The organism is Mesorhizobium sp. Root102 (assembly GCF_001425625.1).
Classification (GTDB): Bacteria; Pseudomonadota; Alphaproteobacteria; order Rhizobiales; family Rhizobiaceae; genus Mesorhizobium.
The window spans coordinates 177199-196143 of the sequence record NZ_LMCP01000012.1 but is presented as its reverse complement, the minus strand read 5'-3'; the positions used below and the strand labels follow the sequence as shown (position 1 = coordinate 196143).

At 63.6% G+C, this 18945-nt stretch carries 21 protein-coding genes; 14 read left to right on the top strand and 7 right to left on the bottom strand.

The annotated features are described in order from the left end of the window. Positions 1 to 122: 122 nt before the first annotated feature. Both ASD12_RS12105 and ASD12_RS12100 read left to right on the top strand, forming a co-directional pair. Complete coding sequence (locus ASD12_RS12105; protein ID WP_056585700.1) at positions 123 to 893, top strand: thioredoxin family protein; 771 nt, start codon at positions 123 to 125, stop codon at positions 891 to 893. A 442-nt stretch (positions 894 to 1335) separates the two neighbouring features. Continuing rightward, positions 1336 to 1722, top strand: coding sequence for a DUF2794 domain-containing protein (locus ASD12_RS12100; protein WP_056585698.1), 387 nt, complete (start codon positions 1336 to 1338; stop codon positions 1720 to 1722). A 125-nt stretch (positions 1723 to 1847) separates the two neighbouring features. Here ASD12_RS12100 and ASD12_RS12095 read toward each other — a convergent pair whose 3' ends face one another. From ASD12_RS12095 to ASD12_RS12080, 4 genes are all read right to left on the bottom strand, one after another. Further along, positions 1848 to 2426 (bottom strand): GNAT family N-acetyltransferase, encoded by a 579-nt coding sequence (locus ASD12_RS12095; RefSeq protein ID WP_056585696.1) that lies wholly within the window; start codon positions 2424 to 2426, stop codon positions 1848 to 1850. Between the two features lie 108 nt (positions 2427 to 2534). After that, positions 2535 to 3314 carry a Bax inhibitor-1/YccA family protein gene (locus ASD12_RS12090; RefSeq protein WP_056585694.1) on the bottom strand — a complete coding sequence of 260 codons (780 nt, stop codon included), beginning with the start codon at positions 3312 to 3314 and terminating at the stop codon, positions 2535 to 2537. 239 nt (positions 3315 to 3553) lie between these two features. Next, entirely contained in the window at positions 3554 to 6103 is a 2550-nt protein-coding gene (locus tag ASD12_RS12085; RefSeq protein ID WP_056585692.1) for an ABC transporter permease, read from the bottom strand. Continuing rightward, positions 6103 to 6798, bottom strand: a complete 696-nt coding sequence (locus ASD12_RS12080; RefSeq protein ID WP_056585690.1) for an ABC transporter ATP-binding protein — start codon at positions 6796 to 6798, stop codon at positions 6103 to 6105. The genes ASD12_RS12085 and ASD12_RS12080 overlap by 1 nt, the downstream gene beginning before the upstream one ends. An 89-nt stretch (positions 6799 to 6887) precedes the next feature. On the opposite strand from ASD12_RS12080, the gene ASD12_RS12075 reads away from it, so the two are divergent. Together ASD12_RS12075 and thpR are read left to right on the top strand one after the other, a co-directional pair. Further along, positions 6888 to 7532, top strand: a complete 645-nt coding sequence (locus ASD12_RS12075) for an arylesterase (RefSeq protein ID WP_056585688.1) — start codon at positions 6888 to 6890, stop codon at positions 7530 to 7532. 128 nt (positions 7533 to 7660) lie between these two features. After that, positions 7661 to 8257, top strand: a complete 597-nt coding sequence (gene thpR / locus ASD12_RS12070) for an RNA 2',3'-cyclic phosphodiesterase (RefSeq protein ID WP_056585685.1) — start codon at positions 7661 to 7663, stop codon at positions 8255 to 8257. On the opposite strand, the gene ASD12_RS12065 is transcribed toward thpR, so the two are convergent. Next, positions 8161 to 8679: a low molecular weight protein-tyrosine-phosphatase gene (locus ASD12_RS12065; protein WP_056586794.1), complete on the bottom strand. Its 519-nt coding sequence runs from the start codon at positions 8677 to 8679 to the stop codon at positions 8161 to 8163. The genes thpR and ASD12_RS12065 overlap by 97 nt on opposite strands. Positions 8680 to 8786: 107 nt before the next feature. Between ASD12_RS12065 and ASD12_RS12060 the strand changes: the two genes are divergently transcribed. From ASD12_RS12060 to ASD12_RS12035, 6 genes are all read left to right on the top strand, one after another. After that, positions 8787 to 9083 (top strand): 4a-hydroxytetrahydrobiopterin dehydratase, encoded by a 297-nt coding sequence (locus ASD12_RS12060; protein ID WP_082525392.1) that lies wholly within the window; start codon positions 8787 to 8789, stop codon positions 9081 to 9083. A gap of 148 nt (positions 9084 to 9231) precedes the next feature. Then, positions 9232 to 9594 carry a YkvA family protein gene (locus ASD12_RS12055; RefSeq protein WP_056585682.1) on the top strand — a complete coding sequence of 121 codons (363 nt, stop codon included), beginning with the start codon at positions 9232 to 9234 and terminating at the stop codon, positions 9592 to 9594. Positions 9595 to 9862: 268 nt separating this feature from the next. Beyond that, the gene (locus ASD12_RS12050) at positions 9863 to 10366 is read left to right on the top strand and encodes an invasion associated locus B family protein (RefSeq protein WP_056585679.1); all 504 of its coding nucleotides are present in this window, start codon (positions 9863 to 9865) and stop codon (positions 10364 to 10366) included. Positions 10367 to 10558: 192 nt separating this feature from the next. After that, entirely contained in the window at positions 10559 to 11794 is a 1236-nt protein-coding gene (gene rlmN, locus ASD12_RS12045) for a 23S rRNA (adenine(2503)-C(2))-methyltransferase RlmN (protein WP_056585676.1), read from the top strand. Then, complete coding sequence (locus tag ASD12_RS12040; RefSeq protein WP_056585674.1) at positions 11791 to 12246, top strand: hypothetical protein; 456 nt, start codon at positions 11791 to 11793, stop codon at positions 12244 to 12246. The genes rlmN and ASD12_RS12040 overlap by 4 nt, the downstream gene beginning before the upstream one ends. After that, positions 12243 to 12722: a hypothetical protein gene (locus tag ASD12_RS12035; RefSeq protein ID WP_056585672.1), complete on the top strand. Its 480-nt coding sequence runs from the start codon at positions 12243 to 12245 to the stop codon at positions 12720 to 12722. The genes ASD12_RS12040 and ASD12_RS12035 overlap by 4 nt, the downstream gene beginning before the upstream one ends. Positions 12723 to 12727: 5 nt before the next feature. Here ASD12_RS12035 and ASD12_RS12030 read toward each other — a convergent pair whose 3' ends face one another. After that, positions 12728 to 13369, bottom strand: a complete 642-nt coding sequence (locus tag ASD12_RS12030; protein ID WP_056585671.1) for a LysE family translocator — start codon at positions 13367 to 13369, stop codon at positions 12728 to 12730. Positions 13370 to 13627: 258 nt separating this feature from the next. On the opposite strand from ASD12_RS12030, the gene ASD12_RS12025 reads away from it, so the two are divergent. Together ASD12_RS12025 and ASD12_RS12020 are read left to right on the top strand one after the other, a co-directional pair. Continuing rightward, positions 13628 to 14851 (top strand): argininosuccinate synthase, encoded by a 1224-nt coding sequence (locus ASD12_RS12025; protein WP_056585670.1) that lies wholly within the window; start codon positions 13628 to 13630, stop codon positions 14849 to 14851. A gap of 5 nt (positions 14852 to 14856) precedes the next feature. Beyond that, the gene (locus tag ASD12_RS12020; protein WP_056585668.1) at positions 14857 to 15384 is read left to right on the top strand and encodes a hypothetical protein; all 528 of its coding nucleotides are present in this window, start codon (positions 14857 to 14859) and stop codon (positions 15382 to 15384) included. 139 nt (positions 15385 to 15523) lie between these two features. Here the strand turns inward: ASD12_RS12020 and ASD12_RS12015 are convergent, their stop codons facing one another. Then, the gene (locus ASD12_RS12015) at positions 15524 to 16321 is read right to left on the bottom strand and encodes a lytic transglycosylase domain-containing protein (protein WP_056585666.1); all 798 of its coding nucleotides are present in this window, start codon (positions 16319 to 16321) and stop codon (positions 15524 to 15526) included. Positions 16322 to 16461: 140 nt separating this feature from the next. Between ASD12_RS12015 and ASD12_RS12010 the strand changes: the two genes are divergently transcribed. Then, the gene (locus tag ASD12_RS12010; RefSeq protein WP_056586791.1) at positions 16462 to 17709 is read left to right on the top strand and encodes an NAD(P)/FAD-dependent oxidoreductase; all 1248 of its coding nucleotides are present in this window, start codon (positions 16462 to 16464) and stop codon (positions 17707 to 17709) included. Between the two features lie 86 nt (positions 17710 to 17795). Continuing rightward, positions 17796 to 18893 (top strand): putative zinc-binding metallopeptidase, encoded by a 1098-nt coding sequence (locus tag ASD12_RS12005; RefSeq protein ID WP_056585663.1) that lies wholly within the window; start codon positions 17796 to 17798, stop codon positions 18891 to 18893. The last annotated feature ends 52 nt before the right edge of the window (positions 18894 to 18945 follow it).

Sequence of the window (18945 nt, the reverse complement as noted above, 5' to 3'; positions counted from 1 at the left end):
TTGCGCCGTTGCGGTCGGCTGCAATGGCACAATTTCACCGCAACGTGACTTCCCGTTGACTTCCGCTTCTGCCACATATTTTAGCAATCAAGACAAAGCCGGCATCACCGGCGGGAATCGGAATGGCCATGGCCTCGCGAAAATCATTGTGGCTGGCAGCCTGTGTGCTGGCCTTCTCGGCGTTTGCCGGCACGGGCCATGCCGGCGAGTCCGACAAGCCACAACTCGAAAAACCATTGGGCGTGGTCGAGCTGTTCACCAGCCAGGGCTGCAATTCCTGTCCGCCGGCCGATGCGTTGTTCGCCGAACTCGCCGCCAAGGAAGACATCGTCGCGCTCGCCTACCATGTCGACTACTGGGACTATCTCGGCTGGCAGGACACGCTGAGCCGCAAGGAGAACACCGAGCGGCAATATGACTATATGCGCGCCTTCGGCAGCCGCTCCGTCTATACGCCGCAGGCCGTCATCAACGGCCGCGTCCACGTCAACGGCGCCAGCCGCGGCGAGGTCGATGGCGCGCTCGCCCGCATGGCCAAGAGCGGCGAAGGCATGCGCGTCGCCATCAAGGTCAGCCGCACCAGCGACCGGGTGATGATCGACGCCGGCGATGCCGGTAACGGCCCCAGCGACGCCCATGTCGTCATCGTCTATTTCGATCCGCCGCAGACGGTCAAGATCGGCGAGGGCGAGAACACCGGCCGCAAGATGACCTACTGGAATGCGGTCACCGGCATCCAGACCGCCGGCATGTGGCATGGCAAGGCGCAGCGCTACGAACTGCCGATGAGCGAGATTGCCAAGAAGGGCGGCTGCGCCGTGCTGTTGCAGTCGGTCGGCAAGGACGGCATGCCCGGTCCCATTCTTGGCGCTGCCTTCATTCGCAAGCCGTAATGCCCCTCTTGCCTTTTCCCCCTGAGGGAGAAGGCAAGCACCGCGCTAACCACCCAATCTCCAAACATGAAAAAACCGACGTCAGCTTGCTTCTGACGTCGGTCATTTAGGTTTTGGGATCGTCGCACCCGGTTCTTCCGAGGAAGAGCCGAGGTTGGTTCGATCCGACGCAGACCCGTGGGCGGGGGGCTTGGGGTTTACGAGCCGGTGCCGGACCGAACCGTCTCAGGCAACGCCGGTAAATTCGTCGGACATTGGGGCATGAGCGCGGATAAAAAAAGGCGGAAATGTGGCAAAGCATCACCAATTCCAACACGGCGTTTCATAAAAGTGACTGGACGTGGCGGAAACAGCGCGGCACCGCCGTGCTTCGCCGGGTCTTGCAATTCAGCCGCGAACACGCCAACTTTGGTTGGCAAAGATTCATTTGAAGGATCGAGGCATGATCGATGACAGCGGCGGGACGGGGGATGGGGACGCATCCGCAATATTGATCCCGCTGCACGAGGCGCGACGCGAGCGCCTTGATCAGCCGGTGCGATTCGACCGGCGCGAGCTGGATCAGATCCTAAGGCTCTACGGACGCATGGTCGCCGCCAATGAATGGCGCGACTACGCCATCGATCATCTCACGGACCGCGCTGTGTTTTCCGTGTTCCGCCGCACCAGCGAAGTGCCGCTGTTCCAGATCGTCAAGGATCCGAAACTGGCCCGCAAGCAGGGCGCCTTTGCCGTCATTGCCGCCGGCGGCCGCATCTTGAAGCGCGGTCAGGAGCTAGGCCGCGTGCTTGGGATATTCGACAGCAAATTGAAGCTGGTCGAGGCCTGAGCTGGGAATTTGAGCAGGGGAATTGAAGAACTGGAGAATTGATGGGTTGAAGAAAAGGCCCTCAGCGTCAAATTTAGCCGCTGTTTCTTTTATTCTTCAGTTCATCAATTCTCCAATTCCTCAATTCAGTTCCCTCTAAGGCCCTCGCGGAACTTCCGCTCCGGCAGCGATTCGGGATCGGGCGGCGCCGATGCCCCGCCATTCAGCGACAGCTGCATGAACACCGTGTCCAGCCAGCGCCCGTGCTTGTAACCGGAGCCTTCCAGGCGGCCTGAATGGCGAAAGCCGAGCTTTTCGTGCAGCCGCACCGAGGCGCTGTCGGGACGGCCATCGCCGATCACCGCGATGACCTGGCGAAAGCCCGCCGTCCGCACCGTCTCGATCAGTCTCTGCATCAGTTTGAGCCCGACGCCCTGGCCCTTCGCTTCCGGCGCAACATAGACCGAATCCTCGACGATGAAGCGGTAGGCCGGGCGCGGCCGGAAGGCGCCGGCATAGGCGTAGCCGAGAACGGCGCCATCCTTCTGCGCCACCAGGTAAGGAAATCCGCCGGCCATCAAACTGTCGAATCGAGTGCCCATCTCGGCGCGGCTGGGCGGCTCCAGCTCATAGCTCGCCGTGCCTTGCGTCACCGCGTCGGCATAGATGTTCGTGATCCGGTCGAGGTCGGCCGCAGTCGCGGGTCGAATCGTAACAGTGCTCATTCTTTACGCAGGCCCTTTGTCTGCCTCTGATAACAGCAAAGCCCGGCGCAAAAGGAAAGGGCGGCCGTTGGGCCGCCCTTCTGGTACTCGATGGTCCACGCTGCCAGATTAGCGACGGTCGCCCATGAACTGCAGCAGGAACATGAACAGGTTGATGAAGTCGAGGTAGAGCCTCAGGGCGCCCATGATCGCCTTGCGGCCGGCGACATCCGAAGCGTCGCCATCGAAATACATCTCCTTGATCTTCTGCGTGTCATAGGCGGTTAGCCCCGAGAAGATCAGCACGCCGATCGCCGAAACTGCGAAGGACAGGGCCGATGACTGCAGGAAGATGTTGATCACCATTGCGATGATCAGACCGAATACGCCCATGATCAGGAACGAGCCCATCGCGGTCAGGTCGCGCTTGGTCGTGTAGCCGTAGAGCGACAGAGCGCCGAAGGCCGCCGCGGTGGCGAAGAAGGTCTGCGAAATGCTGGCCGTCGTGTAGACCAGGAAGATCGACGACAGGGACAGGCCGACCAGGCCGGCATAGACCCAGAACGTTGTCTGCGCCGCCGCAACACTCATCGACTGAACACGGAACGACAGGAACAGCACCGCGGCCAGCGGGGCAAAGATCACCACCCAGCGCAACGGCGAGCCGAAGATCGCGTAGCCGAACGAGGTCAGCATCTCGCCGCTTGGCAGCGTCGCGACAGCCGAAGCCGGATCGGTGGTGGTGGCCAGCATGATCGTACCGACAGCGGCAAGACCGGTGATGAGGAGGCCAAGCCCCATCAGATTGTAAACCTTGATCATGTAGGCGCGCAGGCCCTGATCGATGTCAGCACCGACGCTGACGCCGGGCACGGCGCGCGCCTGGTAGTTGCGAATGGGATCAGCCATTGTAGTCCTCTATTGCTTCTGCCCCGTCCGGTGTCAGGTCCTTCCGGACCCAGGCGCCGCTGGCAGGGCTCCAGCATGCCTGTGGCGAAATATGATGGTTATTCGCGTCAAGAACAAGACCGTAACCGGATGTAACGGTTCGTGAGACAACGAAATGCCGATTCCTCGGCTTTCCGGACGGCATTCTTACCAAGATTTAATCCAGGCCAAGATCCGGGATGGCCGTTGCGGGCCTGAGATCACAGGTTGCGCAGCACCGGTGCTGCCTTCTGGCCAAGCACCCGCCAGGTGCCGGCGAGACCGATGCCGACCGTGATCACCAGCGAGAACAGAATGGTCGCCACCGCCACTTCGGGCATGAAATGCGACGGCAATGTCATGATGCGGGCAACGACGAACCAGGCAGCTGCACCGCCTGCCGCCAGCGCGAAGATCGCGGTGGCGAGCCCGATCAGCATGTATTCGAGCGAGAAGGCCGTGATCAACGTCCTGCGCGTCGCACCCAGCGTCTTCAGCACCACCGCGTCATGGATGCGCGCCCGGTTGCCGGCGGCAAGCGCACCGGCCAGCACCAGCACCGAAGCGATCAGCGCCACGCCGGCCGCCGCCCGGATCGCCGTGCCGAGCTGCCCGACCAGCCGGTTGACGACATCGAGCGCATCTTTGACCCGGACCGACGTCACCGCCGGGAAGGCTCGGGTGACGGCATTAAGGATGCGGGCATCGTCCGCCGTCGAGGCATTCTTTTCGGTCAGCGTCGCCATCCAGCCATGCGGGGCGCCGGCGAATGTGTTGGGCGAGAACACCATGACGAAATTGATGCCCATCGTCTCCCATTCGACCTGGCGGAAATTGGCGATCCTGGCCGTGACATTGCGGCCGAGCACATTGACGGTGATGGTGTCGCCGAGCTTCAGGCCGATCTCCTTGCCTTCTTGCGCCGAAAACGAGACCAGCGGCTCGCCGCTATACTTATCTGGCCACCAGCTGCCCTCCGTCAGCGTCGTGTTTTCCGGCTGCTTGGCGTCATAGGTCAGCCCACGATCACCCTTCAGGACCCAGGCGCCTTCCGCCGGTACCTTCACCTTGTCGGCATCGACGCCGTTCAGCGCCATCACCCGGCCGCGCAGCATCGGCACCTTGGCCAGCGTTCCCCGAGGTGCCTCCTTGCCGATCAGCGCGGAGAAGGAATCGACATCGCTGCTCTGGATGTCGACGAAGAAGAAGTTCGGCGCCCGCTCCGGCAGGCTGCCGGAGATCTGGCGCCTGAGATTGCCGTCGATCAGCGCCAGCGTCACCAGCAGCGTCAGGCCGAGCCCCAGCGACAGCACCACCGACGGCGTCAGTGCGCCGGGCCGATGGATGTTGCCGACGGCGAGCCGCAGCGCCACGAAGCGCACACGCGGGCTCTTCCTGGCCGCCCATTGCACCAGCGCGCCAACCAGGCGCAGCACCAGGAAAGCGAAGATGGTGGCGCCGACGAAGATCGAGGCGATGCGCTGGTCGCCCGAGAACAGAATTGCCAGCGCCGCCAGCAACAGCGCAATGCCGACAGCCGTCGCGACATAGACCGGACGCGGGAAACCGCGGCCTTCCAGCCCCATCTCGCGAAACAGCGCGGTGGCCGGCACGTCGCGGGCGCGGCCGAGCGGCAGCAGCGCGAAGGCCAGCGTCACCAGCAGGCCGAACAGCGCCGCCATGCCGAGTGCACCGGGATAGAAGCCGCCTTCCGCCGGCACCGGAATAACGGACTGAAGTGCGGCACTCGCCGCGAACGGCATCAGTGCGCCCAGCACCAGCCCCAGGACGATGCCGAGCGCTGCGATGATCAGGATCTGCACGAGGTAGACGGCAAAGACGAAGCCGCCCGAAGCGCCCAGACTCTTGAAGGTGGCGATGACGCCGCGCTTGCCGTCGAGATAGGCACGCACCGCATTGGCGACGCCGACGCCGCCGACCACCAGCGCCGTCAGCCCGACCAGGGTCAGGAATTGCGAGAAACGTTCGATGTTGGACGACAGCGCCGGGGCGGCATTGCTGCGCGTACGGATCGACCAGCCGGCCTCGGGAAAATCCCTGGCCGCCTGATACTGGATGGCCTTCAGCTTTGCCTCGTCGGCGTCTGCTGGCAGCCGGATCTTGTAAGCATTCTCGACCAGGCTGCCCGGCTGGATCAGTCCGGTGGCCGCCAGCCCTTCTGTCGAAATCATCAGCCTTGGCGCGAAGCCGAAACCGTCGGACACAGCGTCCGGTTCGGTGACCAGCCTGGCGCGCAGTTCGAAGGTGGCGGTACCGAGCTTCAGCCGGTCGCCGAGCTTAAGATGCAGCCGCTCGAACAGCAGATCGGGGGCCGCGGCGCCGAAAACACCGAACTCTTCGCCGAACAGTTCATGCTTCGACAGCGCCGGCTCGGTTTCCAGCGTGCCATAGAGCGGGTAGGCATGGTCGACCGCCTTTGCCTCGACCAGCGCCTGGTCGGTTCCGTCGGCCAGACGCGCCATCGAGCGCATGCTGGCGGTCCGCGAAACTGTGCCGAGCCCGTCAAGGAAGGCGCGTTCAGTCTGGCTGGCGTCACGCTGGCTGATTTGGAAGCGAAGATCGCCGCCAAGCAGCGTCTGGCCCTGATTGGCGACACCGGCGGTGATCGAACGCGCCACCGAGTTGACGCCGCCAATGGCCGCGACGCCGAGCGCGATACAGGCGAGGAAGATCAGGAAGCCGGACAGGCCGCCGCGCATCTCGCGCAGCGAAAAGCGAACCGCGAGCTTCAGCGTCTGCGACAATGGCATCAGGCCGTCACCTTGACGGGCGCCGGCGCTTCGATCCGGCCGGACCGCATCGAAACCTGGCGCGAACAGCGTGCCGCAAGGGCCGGATCATGGGTGACCAGCACCAGCGTCATGCCGCGCTCGGCCGCCTTGGCGAACAGGAGGTCGGCGACCTGCCGCCCGGTCGCCTGGTCGAGATTGCCGGTCGGCTCGTCGGCGATCAAAATGCGCGGCGACGGCGCCAGCGCCCGGGCGATCGCCACGCGCTGCTGCTCGCCGCCCGACAATTCGCCGGGATAGTGGGTGACACGGTCGCTGAGGCCAACCGCCGCCAGCTCGCGCGCCGCCACCGAAAACGGATCGGCATGGCCGGCCAGTTCCAGCGGCACCGCGACATTTTCGAGCGCCGTCATGTTGGGAATGAGATGGAAGGACTGGAACACGATGCCAATGTTTCGGCCACGAAACGAAGCAGTCTGATCCTCGCTCTTGCCGTTGAGCAACTCGCCGGCGATTCGAACCGTACCCGAATCGACCCTTTCCAGGCCTGCCAGAACCATCAGCAATGTCGACTTGCCGGAGCCCGAGGGGCCCACGATGCCGGTCGCTTCGCCAGCCGCCACGTCGAGGCTGACGCCCTTCAGCACATGGACCGATGAAGCCCCCTCGCCGAGGGTCAGGGAAACGTCTTTCAGCGCGATGACGGCTTCTGTCAAAATGAAAGCGTCCTATATCAAGGGATGAAGGCTCTGCTAGTCTGGAAGCCGTCGCCGGAAGAATTCCTTGTTCATATGGGGCCTGCCGCATGTCTTTCAAACGCCTGATCGCCGCAGGCCTCATGGTTTTCCTCGCCATTTGCGGCGCCATGTCGTCGGCGCGTGCCGAGCCGTTCAAGATCGTCGGCTTCGGTGACAGTCTGATGGCGGGCTTCGGCCTTGGGCCGGACCAGGGCTTTACCGACAGGTTGCAGGCAGCGCTTGGCGCCAAGGGCCGGGATGTGACCGTCGCCAATGCCGGCGTCTCCGGCGATACGACGAGCGGCGGCCTGGCGCGGCTCGACTGGTCGGTGCCGGACGGCACGCAACTGGTCATCCTCGAACTCGGCGCCAACGACATGCTGCGCGGCGTCTCGCCCGACATCACCAAAAAGAACCTCGACGAGATGCTGGGCAAGCTGAAAGAGCGCAAGATTGCCGTGCTTTTGGCCGGCATGCGCGCCGCACCCAATCTCGGCCCCGATTATCAGAACGCCTTCGACGCCATCTTTCCGGACCTTGCCAAGAAATATGGCGTTGCGCTCTACCCGTTCTTTCTCGACGGCGTCGCCGGCCAGCCCGGCATGCAGCTCGAGGACGGCCTGCATCCGAACGCGCAGGGCGTCAGCCAGATGGTCGAACGCATCCTGCCCACCGTCGAGAAGGCCATCGCGGCGGTGTCGGGCGGTTCGTGAGGCGGGACTGCGGCTGTTTCCGCCGGGGAAGCTTTTTAACAAAGACTGTGACCAACAAACATCTTGCCCCGTTTGACTATCGATGATTCGCTATGGGTACAGTTCGATTCGAGGAAGGGAGGCTCTTCATGCCGCGTCTTTTCACCGCCCTCGAAATACCGCGTGACGCCGCCCTTTCGCTGTCCCTGCTGCGGGGCGGCCTGCCAGGAGCCCGCTGGATCGACGTCGAGAACTACCATCTGACGCTGCGCTTCATCGGCGATGTTCCAGGCCATGTCGCCGACGAGATCGCCAACGCGCTCGACCGTGTCCATCGCCCCTCTTTCTCGCTGGCGCTGTCCGGCGTCGGTGCTTTCGGCCAGAAGAAGCCGCATGCGGTGTGGGCCGGCGCTTCCGCCTCGCCCGATCTTGCCGCCCTTCAGGGCGAAATCGACCGCATCTGCCAGCGGCTCGGCATCCCCGCCGACCCGCGCAAGTTCATGCCGCATATCACACTTGCAAGGCTACGCAATTCGACCCCGCTGGACGTCGCCCAATATCTGTCGGCACGCGGCAATTTCTCGACGCTGCCGTTCCGCATCGGCCGTTTCGTGCTGATGTCGTCGCGCGATTCGGTCGGCGGCGGCCCCTACATCGTCGAGGAAGCCTGGCCGCTGTCAGGCACGGACGCCCGTGCCTCCAGCCTTGTCGCCAGCGCCTCCGACGCCTCGCGGATCATGCGGTAGACCGAAGCGAAGGCTTCCGCCCCGTCATAATAGGGGTCCGGCACGTCGCCTGTCTTGCCATGCGCGAATTCCAGGAACAGTTGCACCCGCTCGCGCATGGCTGCCGGCGCCAGCGCTTTCAGGTCGGCGACATTCGACCGGTCCATGCCGAGGATGAGGTCGAAGCGGTGAAAATCCAGCGGCGTGATCTTGCGCGCCTTCTGCCTGGAGATGTCGACGCCGTGGCGCACCGCCACAGCGATCGAGCGTGGATCGGGGGCGGAGCCGACCTCCCAGCCACTGGTTGCCGCTGAATCGAGCAGCATATTCCGGCCCGACGCGCGCTCCGCCCAAACGGCGCGAAAGACGCCTTCCGCCAGCGGCGACCGGCAGATGTTGCCGAGGCAGACGAAGAGAATGGAATTTATGGGCTTCGCGCTCATCGATCCGGATTTGTCCTTGTGCATATCGTTGTCCCAAAACCACAACGCACTTTTGGGCGACATGCACTATGGTGAGAGTCATTTTGGAAATAGCACGGGAGGCTGACATGACGAGAGAGAAACTGGGCAAGGACGCAATCGCCGCCGCGCTGGTCGGGCTCGAAGGCTGGGCACCGGCGGCGGACGGTGCCTCCATCAAGCGCACCTTCATCTTCGCGAATTTCTCCGAGGCTTTCGCCTTCATGACCCGCGTCGCACTCGCAGCCGAGAAGATGGACCACCATCCCGACTGGTCGAATGTCTACAAGACCGTCGACGTGACGCTCAACACCCACGATGCCGGCGGCGTCACCGCGCTTGATATCGATCTGGCGAAGAAGATGAACCGCTTCGTTAACGGCTGATGTCGGTGTCGCCCCAGGTATCGCAACGTCCACGATACGGCGGCAAACCCAAATCGGCGCCGGCATCTTGTAGCCGGGGTCGGGTTTCACCACATTTTCGCTCGCGGGCACGCGCCGGGATACGCATGAACCCTGCAAGGAGAGACTGATGGCGCGACAATCCGGTTTTGATTTCTTCGGCCTTGGCGGCAAGCTCGGCGACGAGAACGAAGTGCGCGAGAAATTCTGGCGCACGGCCAAGAAGGCCGCGCGGCAGATCCCCTTCATGGAAGAGGTCGTGGCCGCCTATTACTGCGCCATGGACAAGAACACGCCGTTGCGCGCCAAGGGCATTCTGCTGGCCGCGCTCGGCTATTTCGTGCTGCCTGTGGATGTCATCCCCGACTTCGTCCTCGGGCTTGGCTTCACCGACGACATCGCCGTGCTCACCGCCGCGATCACCGCCGTCAGCGCCCACATCACCCCGGCGCACCGGCAGGCCGCCAAGGACGCCATCGCCGACAAGGGCTGAACACGCACGCGAAACGCCGTTCAAGCCGGCTTTCGGCGGCAGCGCAAAAAGTCAAACTCTTGCCGCTTTCGTGGCCTCCAAGTCGCCGAAGGGACGTCGCGCCGCCCGCTGAGAGGCGGCGGCGCGGGAATGGCGGCGGTTTCCTCGGGTGAGGGTCCTTTTCTCAAAGGAAGTTCACCGTTTGGTAACCCAGATTAAATCAAAATGAAGCGACGGGCAGGACGCCGAGCCGGCCTGCCTCCGCACCAGTTGGAATACGGGAAAAGCGATGCGCGGATTGATTGCACTAGTTTCGAGCCTGGTCCTGGTGGCCGTGGCAGCGCCGGCACTGGCGCAGTCGGCGACCAAGATCGGCCAGCACAATGCCTGGGGCACCTACAGCTACCAGGCATCGGGCGGCAAGGTCTGCTATGTCCTGACCGTGCCGACCGACAAGCAGCCGCCGACGCTCGACCATGGCGACATGTTCTTCTTCGTCAGCCAGCGGCCCGGCCAGCAAGTGTCCTATGAGCCGCAATTCATCGCCGGCTACAATTTCCAGGAAGGCTCGAAGGCCACTGTCACCATCGACAAGAAGACCTTCTCGATGTTCACGCGCGGCAAGTCCGCCTGGGTCGAGAACGCCGCCGAGGAGCCGGTGCTGATCGCCGCCATGAAGACCGGCACCGACATGAAGGTGACGGCGAAGTCCGGTCGCGGCAACCCGACCAGCTATGTCTTCTCGCTGAAGGGCATCTCGGCGGCGCTGACATCGATCGCCAAGTGCAAATAGGCGAAGCTTCGTTTTGAGGAACAGGCCGGGCCGCAAAGCCCGGCCTTCTGTTTTTGGGTCTGTTGTTGGATCTCTGACGAGGCTGCGTCACCGCACTCCGCATGACTCTGCCCTCAACCTGTGCTATGCGCCGCGCTTCCTTTCCGGCACGATGCGTGAAATCAGCCGCAAACCGCTTATATCAGTGCAACCATGACCCTTTCATTCGACCTCACCATTGACGGCGCCCGTGACGCGTTGCGCGCCCGCGCGGCACAGCCCGAAAAGCCGTCGCTGATCGGCCTGACGCGGGTCGAACTCGCCGAGGCTCTGGTTGCATCAGGCACCGTACCCGAGCGCCAGGCCAAGATGCGCGCCCAGCAACTCTGGCACTGGATGTATGTGCGCGGCGTCTCCGACTTCGCCGGCATGTTCAACATCTCCAAGGATCTGCGCGCCGAACTCGACAAGCATTTCACCGTCGCCAGGCCGGAGATCGTAGAGGAGCAGATCTCCTCCGACGGCACGCGCAAATGGCTGTTCCGTTTTCCGCCGCGCGGCGCCGGCCGGCCCGTCGAGATCGAAACCGTCTACATTCCCGAGGAAGGCCGCGGCACGCTGTGCATCTCCTCGCAGGTCGGCTGCACGCTGACCTGCTCGTTCTGCCACACCGGCACGCAGAAGCTGGTCCGCAACCTGACGGCCGAGGAAATCCTCGCCCAGTTGCTCACCGCCCGCGACCGGCTCGGCGATTTCCCAGACCGCGACACGCCCGACGGCGCCATCGTGCCAGCCGAAGGCCGCAAGGTCTCCAACATCGTCATGATGGGCATGGGCGAGCCGCTCTACAATTTCGAGGCGGTGAAGAAGGCGCTGCTGATCGCCTCCGACGGCGATGGTCTTTCCTTGTCGAAGCGGCGCATCACGCTGTCGACCTCCGGCGTCGTGCCGGAGATCTTCCGCACCGGCGAGGAGATCGGCGTCATGCTGGCGATCTCGCTGCATGCAACCAATGACGATCTGCGCGACTTGCTGGTGCCGATCAACAAGAAGTATCCGCTCAAGGAGCTGATCGCCGCCTGCCGCGCCTATCCCGGCCTGTCGAACGCCAAGCGCATCACCTTCGAATATGTGATGCTGAAGGACGTCAACGATTCCATCGAGGACGCCAAGGGGCTGATCAAGCTGCTCAAGGGCATTCCGGCGAAGATCAACCTGATCCCGTTCAACCCATGGCCAGGCACCAACTACCAGTGCTCGGACTGGGAGACGATCGAGAAATTCGCCGACTACATCAACAATGCCGGCTATGCCTCGCCGATCCGCACGCCGCGCGGCCGCGACATCCTGGCCGCCTGCGGCCAGCTCAAGTCGGATTCCGAGCGCATGCGCAAGGTCGACCGGCTGGCCCTTGAAGCGATGATGATTGCGGGGCACGGCGAGGCGTGAGCCGCCTCGTCGCCTGGCTGAAGCGCCTCACCATGATGGCAGTAGGCTATGTCGCCGCTGTGCTGACCTCGATCCTGGTCCCCGTGCTGCTGATCGCTCTTCTGGAAGGTCTGGAAGACGGCAACTGGTCCATCATTTTCGCCTTCGACTGGCTGGATTCTTTCCCGCTCGCCGTGTTGACCGTGATGGTCGGCGCGCTGTTGATCGTCGGCCCCGCACTCTTTGTCGCCGAACGGTTTTTGCTTCGGGGATGGTTCTACTTTGCCGCCACGGGTGCGATCACGTCTATCGCCTTTGGCGTATCCATGCCGCGCTCGGCAGGCAGCTTTGTTTTCAACCCGGGCTTTCTCGGTTTTCTGGCCACGGCCGGCATTGCCGCCGGTTCGGTCTACTGGCTTCTGGCAGGGCGCAGGTCTGGCATGCGCCGGGATTTGGGCCGGGATTTGGGATGACCCGTCTCGTCGGCTACCTCGTCCGTTTCACTGTTATCCTGTTCGGCTATGCCGTCGCCTCGCTGGCGGCGAGCGCCTTCCTCAACGTCCTGTTCCTGGCGTCACTTGGCTACGCGCCGGAGCACGCGCATCCGACAGCGACGGCTTCCCTGTATTTCTCAATTCCCTTTGTCGCCCTGTTCGTCGCTTATTTCGCCCTGATGCCGGCTTCCGTCGTCATCCTGCTTGCCGAAATCCTCGGCCGGCGCGACTGGCTGTACTATGCGCTGGCGGGCGCGGTGGTTGCGGCCGTCTTCCTCGGCCTTGTCGACCACAATGGTGACACGACCTTCGCGGTCAGGGACACCAGCGCCATCATGGCGGTGATCGGCGGCGGCATGGTCGGCGGCATCTTCTACTGGCTCAGCGCCGGGCGCTGGGCCGGAAGCTGGTGGCAGGGCGAGCCAAATTCCGAAGATGATGGCCGAACAGGATGACGCCCCTACTTCGCCTGCGCGGTCAGGATCTTGAGCGCGAAGGCGGAGAACACGCCGGCAAAGAGATAGTCGACCACCCGCGTGACGCGTGGGCTGGCCTTCATCGCCGCAGAGAACTTTTCCGCCGCCAGCACCATCGGCACGGTCACTGGAATCGACAGCACGATGAACATGAGCCCAAGGAAAAACAGCTTTCCCGGTGCGCTCGGATCATGCGCGGACACGAACTGCGGCAGGAAGGTCATGAAGAACAGGATGATCTTCGGGTTGAGCAGATTGACGCCGAGCCCCGCCGCCCAGCTGCGCAACAGCGAAATTTCGGGGCCGGTTTTCTTCTCCGGCGAAAAGGCCGAGCCCCTGGCGATCGCCTGCCAGGCCAGGAAGACGAGATAGCCGGCGCCAAAGATCTTCAGCACGAAGAAGGCCATCGGCGAAGCGACGATCAGCGCCGAGACACCGACCACCACCAGCGTGGTGTGGATCAGCGTGCCGCACAGCGCGCCGGCCATCGAGGCAAAGCCGATGGCGCGGCCCTGGCTCAGCGTGCGCGAGACGAACAAGGTCATGTCCGGCCCGGGCGTGATCGCCAGGATAATTGTGGCGATGGCGAACTGGATCAGCGTGGTGGTGTCTGGAATGAACGACATGGGCGGCCCCGGCGGATTGCAGGCGCCTATACAGGATGCGTCGCGACGGTGCCAGACGCAGGAGCGATCCGATGGTCGATCCAGCAGGCACGCAAACCAGGGCGTCAGCGGGCGGCCACCGCCGCAATCGCCGCTCGCCATGCGCTGGACCAGAAGCCTTGCACGCGCGCGTGCTTGCTCGCTTTGCTGTTCCTGCTAAAAGGCCCTCCGACAATCCGTGACGCCTCGGCTGGGGCGTCCGCCATCGACGGAGCAGAAATGTCCAAGGCCAAAGACGTCAAGAAAGTCGTGCTCGCCTATTCCGGCGGCCTCGACACATCCATCATCCTGAAATGGCTGCAGACCGAGCTCGGCGCCGAAGTCGTGACCTTCACCGCCGATCTCGGCCAGGGCGGCGAACTCGAGCCGGCGCGCCGCAAGGCGGAGATGATGGGCATCAAGGACATCCGCGTCGTTGACGTGCGCGAGGAATTCGTTTCCGACTTCGTCTTCCCGATGTTCCGTGCCAATGCCGTCTATGAAGGCACCTATCTGCTCGGCACCTCGATCGCGCGGCCGCTGATCTCCAAGCATCTGGTCGAGATCGCCAAGGAGACGGGCGCCGACGCGATTGCGCATGGCGCCACCGGCAAGGGCAACGACCAGGTTCGCTTCGAGCTTTCGGCTTACGCGCTGAACCCCGACATCAAGGTCATCGCGCCGTGGCGCGACTGGTCGTTCAAGTCGCGTACCGACCTGATCAATTTCGCCGAGCAGCACCAGATCCCGGTGCCGAAGGACAAGAAGGGCGACGCGCCGTTCTCGGTCGATGCCAACCTTCTGCATTCGTCCTCCGAGGGCAAGGTGCTGGAAGACCCGTGGAGCGAGCCGCCGGAATTCGTCCACCAGCGCACCGTTTCGCCGATGGATGCGCCTGATACCGTCACCGAGATCGAGATCGATTTCCTCAAGGGCGATCCGATCGCGCTCAACGGCAAGAGACTGTCGCCGGCAACCATGCTGGCGGCACTCAACGATCTCGGCCGCGACAATGGCATCGGCCGGCTCGACCTGGTCGAGAACCGCTTCGTCGGCATGAAATCGCGCGGCGTCTACGAGACGCCCGGCGGCACCATCCTGATCGCCGCGCACCGCGCGATCGAATCGATCACGCTCGACCGCGGTGCCGCCCACCTCAAGGACGAGTTCATGCCGCGCTACGCCGAGCTGATCTACAACGGCTTCTGGTTCGCGCCCGAGCGCCTGATGCTGCAGGCGATGATCGACAAGAGCCAGGAAGACGTCGAGGGCACGGTGCGGCTGAAGCTCTACAAGGGCAACGTCATCGTCACCGGCCGCAAGTCGAAAAAGACGCTCTATTCCGACGCGCTGGTCACCTTCGAGGACGACCGTGGCGCCTACGACCAGAAGGACGCCGCCGGCTTCATCCGCCTCAACGCGCTGAGGCTGAGGACACTGGCCGCGCGCAACCGCAACAAGTAACGCGGATGCGCGGTCTCGGTCGCTGCCTGGCGCCGCTGGTTCTTCTGGCGACGCCTACGGCCGGCCAGGAGTTCGACCCCGCCTCTCTCGACCTTGCCGCGCTGATCGAGTGCAAGGCAAGCGTCTCCGCCTACAATAATTTTGCCTTCTGGATCAGCGACGGCCCGGTTGCGCTGGAAAAGCTCGGTTGGAAGGAAGCCACGTCCGGCAACCTCTTTCTCAAGCAGTACGACTTGCCGGAGCCGGTTCGTACGTTCGGGCGCGAAGCAAGCTCGATCGTCTTTACCGCGACCGGGCCGATGGCGGTCCTTGACGGGATTTCGGCACCGGATCTGGGGCATGAATTGGGAATAGTTCCAACGGTGTCGACTGCGGAAAAATTCCTGGGCGAGAAAGCCGTCGTCGGAAGCACCGAGGACGCCAACGGCATTAAGACCGAAACGCGCATAGCGCTCAACGTCTCAACTGTTGATTCACATCCGGGCAAGACGCTGGCCGGCTGCTCCTATGCACTCAATGTGACCGTAAATTGAGACGGGGCCTCGCACAGCTTGGCGCGAGGCAAGTCTTGCTCATCTAAAACCAAAACCCTGCATCCGCGCCGCTTTCAGGACATCAACAAAAAGCCCGGCGCATGGCCGGGCTTCCCGTCGAATAGTCTGGAGATTTCTATCAGTCGCCGTCGATCGCGGTGGCGATGCGGGCGATGGCCTGCTGATAGACGCTCGCGGAATTCCAGCCGGCAATTGCGCCCATATTCGCGCTGGCGCTCGCACCCGCACGCCAGCCATGCCCCTTGAGGAAGTTGGCGGTGGAAGCCAACGCAGTGCCCTTGTCGCGCAGGTTTCCGCCGCCGACGCCATATTTCAAGACATTTCCGGGCAGGAACTGCGTGTGGCCAATCTCGCCATGCGCGGCCCCGACCGACGAGGCTGTCAACGCCCCGCGGTCGACCAGCTTCAGGGCTGCAATGGCATGAGGGTAAAAGAATCCCGGGCGGCGGCAATCATAGGCAAGCGTCAGAATGGCTGAGACCGTATTCTGGTTGCCCATGGCGGAACCGAAGCCGGTTTCCATGCCCCAGATGGCGAGCAACACACCCGGCGACACGCCGTAGTTCGCTTCGATCTTGGCGAACAGTGCCGCGTTCGACTTCTTCAGCGACCGGCCCTTGGAAATGATCGCGGCCCCGCCACGGCGCTTCATGAAATCATCCACCGAGCCGCTGAAGGCCTTGTGAATGCCGCGGTCGACGGAGATCGTCTTTGTCGCGTAGTTCGCCCCAGCCAGAGCGGCCAGACCCTTGGGGCCTACACCTTCAGACTGGGCCTGCGCGGCAAAATCCTGCTTCCAGGCCTCGAAGCCGGCGCCGGTCTTGCCGCAGCTGGCCGCCGCCTGCGCGCCCGTCACCAGCGCAAGCACCGCCACCACGGTCGCTGCAAACATCTTTCCCTTGGCAAGAAATGCCATGTCTTTCTCCTGGTTGCCTGAATCACGTCCCAATTACGAACTTGCCAGCGAAACGCGCACTTGTCACTGTCGCTGCTGCAATGCTGGCGAATGCCGTGGAATTTGCCTACGATCAAGTGATTATTGTGGCAGGGGACTCCATGCAAGACGTTGACGTCGTCATCATCGGCGCCGGCTCGGCCGGTCTCGCCGCGGCCAGGACCTTGCAGGCGGCGGGCCTCTCCTTCACCCTGCTCGAAGCGATGGACCGCATCGGCGGCCGTGCCTGGACCAGCGACCAGCATTTCGGCGTGCCCTTCGACATCGGCTGCGCCTGGCTGCATGCCTCCGACCGCAACCCGTATTTTCCTGAAGCCCAGGCGGCTGGCTGGGCGCTGCATCATCACGACATGAATGTCGACCATCTCTATTATCGCGAGCGCAAGGCGAGCGAAGCGGAAGAAGCCGAGATGAAGGCCGCCGACGCGCGGTTGTTCGAACTGCTCGCCAGGCATGAGGTGAAGGACGGTGATGATGATCGCCTGTCGGCGCTGCTCGCCAAGGGCCACGCGCCACGTGCGGCGGCCACCTTCGCCGGCCCGATGGATTTCGGCGCCGACGAGGACGAGATTTCGATCCGCGACTTTCAGGCCGCGGCCGATCTCGACCCGAATTATTTCAGCAAGGAGGGCTTTGGCACCCTGGTCGCGCGTTTCGGCGCCGGGGTGCCGGTCGAACTGTCGACGCCGGTGCGCAAGATCCTTTGGGACGTGCCAGGCGTGGCGTGCGTCACCGATCGCGGCACCATCCGCGCCAGGGCGGTGATCGTCACCGCTTCGCCGGCGGTGCTCGCCTTCGAGGAGATCGCGTTTTCGCCGGTCCTGCCGGACACGCATTTCGGCGCGTTCTTCGACCTGCCGATGGGCATGCTGACCAAACTGCCGGTCGAAATATCCGGCACAAGGCTTGGGTTGCAGCCCTTCGACGACCTGCTGATCGAGCGGATGGCCCGGCACGACATCTATTTCCTCTGTTTCCCATTCGACCTCGACCTGATGGTTGGTTTCGTCGGCGGCGATTTCGCCTGGGAGATGTCGGCGGCCGGCGAGGCGGCCGGCATCGACTTCGTTGTCGATCGGCTGTGCGGCATCTTCGGCGGCGATACGCGCAAGCATGTCGGGCGCGCCATGATGACCAACTGGGGCGGCGAGCGCTTCGTGCGCGGCGCCTATGCGGCCGCCCGCCCCGGCCGTTCGCAGGCGCGTGCGGCCCTGATGCAGCCTGTGGCCGACAAGATCTTCTTTGCTGGCGAGCACCTGGCCGGCCCACTGATCCAGACCTGCGGCGGCGCGCGACTGTCCGGCGAAGCGGTGGCGAGACAGGTCGTCGCCCAGCTGGCGGCGAAATAGCTTCGAAAAATGCGCAAACGCGGTGGGCGGTTGGCGTTGGGCACGTGCCGCCCCACATATGCTGGCTCTGAAGGTTAGAGACCGACATGAAACTCTTCGACTGCCCGCATTGCAGCCACCGCATCTATTTCGAGAACGCCCAGTGCCTGAACTGCAGCAGTCTCGTGCTCTACGATCCCGAGCACGCCCGCTTTGCGCTGGCGGGCGCCGACGGCATCTTCCAGTGCACCAATGCCGACGAATGCGCCTGCAACTGGATGACCGAGCCGGGGCAGGTTTTTTGCCGCGCCTGCGTGCTGAACCAGCTGATTCCTGACCTCTCCGTCGACGGCAACCGCCGCCGCTGGATCCGCGTCGAGGCGGCGAAGAAGCGGGCCATCTATTCGCTGCTCGCCTTCGGGCTGCCGGTGGCGCCCAAGCAGAGCCCTGCCGACGAGATCGGCCTGGCCTTCGACTTCCTCGCCGATCCGATCGGCGGCGGCCCCGGCGGCGAGCGCATCCTGACCGGCCACGACAATGGCCTGATCACGCTCAACGTCGCCGAGGCCGACTCGGCGGAGCGCGAGAAGCGGCGCGTCGAGATGGGCGAGAACTATCGCACCTTGCTCGGCCATTTCCGCCATGAGCTCGGCCATTACTACTGGGACCGCCTGATCCGTGACGATCCGCGAAGGCTGGAGGCTTTCCGCGCGCTATTCGGCGACGATCGCGCCGACTACGAGCAGGCGCTGAAGACCTATTACGCCAATGGTGCCGCGCCCGACTGGCAGCAAGGCCACATCTCGGCCTATGCCACCGCGCATCCGTGGGAGGACTGGGCCGAGACCTGGGCGCACCACCTGCACATCACCGACACGCTGGAAATGGTCCACGCGTTGAACTTTCCGCTCGGCCGGCTGGAGACGGTGGAGGCCAACGACTTGCCGCGGGGCGACACCGGCGGCGGGGCGCAGGCCGCACCCTCGGAGCCGGCGACCGCGCCCGAGCCTTTCGAAACGATCCTTGCCCGCTGGCTGGTGCTGTCTGAAGCCTCCAATTCGATCAACCGCTGCATGGGCCTGCCCGACCTCTACCCCTTCGTCATTTCGGACGTCACCGCGCGGAAATTGGCCTTCGTTCACGAACTTCTGACCGGTTTGCCTGGAGAACCGGGAACAAATCGTGAGTTGGCGCAGGCGTTTTAGCGGGAACGCATACGCCACTGACCCGTTTTTGCTGGCGAGGGCCCATGAAAAC

What these genes read in the sequence shown, in the direction of transcription:
- ASD12_RS12105 (WP_056585700.1), top strand. Translation starts at nt 123, where the DNA reads ATGGCCATGGCCTCGCGAAAATCATTGTGGCTGGCAGCCTGTGTGCTG.
- ASD12_RS12100 (WP_056585698.1), top strand. Translation starts at nt 1,336, where the DNA reads ATGATCGATGACAGCGGCGGGACGGGGGATGGGGACGCATCCGCAATA.
- ASD12_RS12095 (WP_056585696.1), bottom strand. Translation starts at nt 2,426, where the DNA reads ATGAGCACTGTTACGATTCGACCCGCGACTGCGGCCGACCTCGACCGG.
- ASD12_RS12090 (WP_056585694.1), bottom strand. Translation starts at nt 3,314, where the DNA reads ATGGCTGATCCCATTCGCAACTACCAGGCGCGCGCCGTGCCCGGCGTC.
- ASD12_RS12085 (WP_056585692.1), bottom strand. Translation starts at nt 6,103, where the DNA reads ATGCCATTGTCGCAGACGCTGAAGCTCGCGGTTCGCTTTTCGCTGCGC.
- ASD12_RS12075 (WP_056585688.1), top strand. Translation starts at nt 6,888, where the DNA reads ATGTCTTTCAAACGCCTGATCGCCGCAGGCCTCATGGTTTTCCTCGCC.
- thpR (WP_056585685.1), top strand. Translation starts at nt 7,661, where the DNA reads ATGCCGCGTCTTTTCACCGCCCTCGAAATACCGCGTGACGCCGCCCTT.
- ASD12_RS12065 (WP_056586794.1), bottom strand. Translation starts at nt 8,679, where the DNA reads ATGAGCGCGAAGCCCATAAATTCCATTCTCTTCGTCTGCCTCGGCAAC.
- ASD12_RS12060 (WP_082525392.1), top strand. Translation starts at nt 8,787, where the DNA reads ATGACGAGAGAGAAACTGGGCAAGGACGCAATCGCCGCCGCGCTGGTC.
- ASD12_RS12055 (WP_056585682.1), top strand. Translation starts at nt 9,232, where the DNA reads ATGGCGCGACAATCCGGTTTTGATTTCTTCGGCCTTGGCGGCAAGCTC.
- ASD12_RS12050 (WP_056585679.1), top strand. Translation starts at nt 9,863, where the DNA reads ATGCGCGGATTGATTGCACTAGTTTCGAGCCTGGTCCTGGTGGCCGTG.
- rlmN (WP_056585676.1), top strand. Translation starts at nt 10,559, where the DNA reads ATGACCCTTTCATTCGACCTCACCATTGACGGCGCCCGTGACGCGTTG.
- ASD12_RS12035 (WP_056585672.1), top strand. Translation starts at nt 12,243, where the DNA reads ATGACCCGTCTCGTCGGCTACCTCGTCCGTTTCACTGTTATCCTGTTC.
- ASD12_RS12030 (WP_056585671.1), bottom strand. Translation starts at nt 13,369, where the DNA reads ATGTCGTTCATTCCAGACACCACCACGCTGATCCAGTTCGCCATCGCC.
- ASD12_RS12025 (WP_056585670.1), top strand. Translation starts at nt 13,628, where the DNA reads ATGTCCAAGGCCAAAGACGTCAAGAAAGTCGTGCTCGCCTATTCCGGC.
- ASD12_RS12020 (WP_056585668.1), top strand. Translation starts at nt 14,857, where the DNA reads ATGCGCGGTCTCGGTCGCTGCCTGGCGCCGCTGGTTCTTCTGGCGACG.
- ASD12_RS12015 (WP_056585666.1), bottom strand. Translation starts at nt 16,321, where the DNA reads ATGGCATTTCTTGCCAAGGGAAAGATGTTTGCAGCGACCGTGGTGGCG.
- ASD12_RS12010 (WP_056586791.1), top strand. Translation starts at nt 16,462, where the DNA reads ATGCAAGACGTTGACGTCGTCATCATCGGCGCCGGCTCGGCCGGTCTC.
- ASD12_RS12005 (WP_056585663.1), top strand. Translation starts at nt 17,796, where the DNA reads ATGAAACTCTTCGACTGCCCGCATTGCAGCCACCGCATCTATTTCGAG.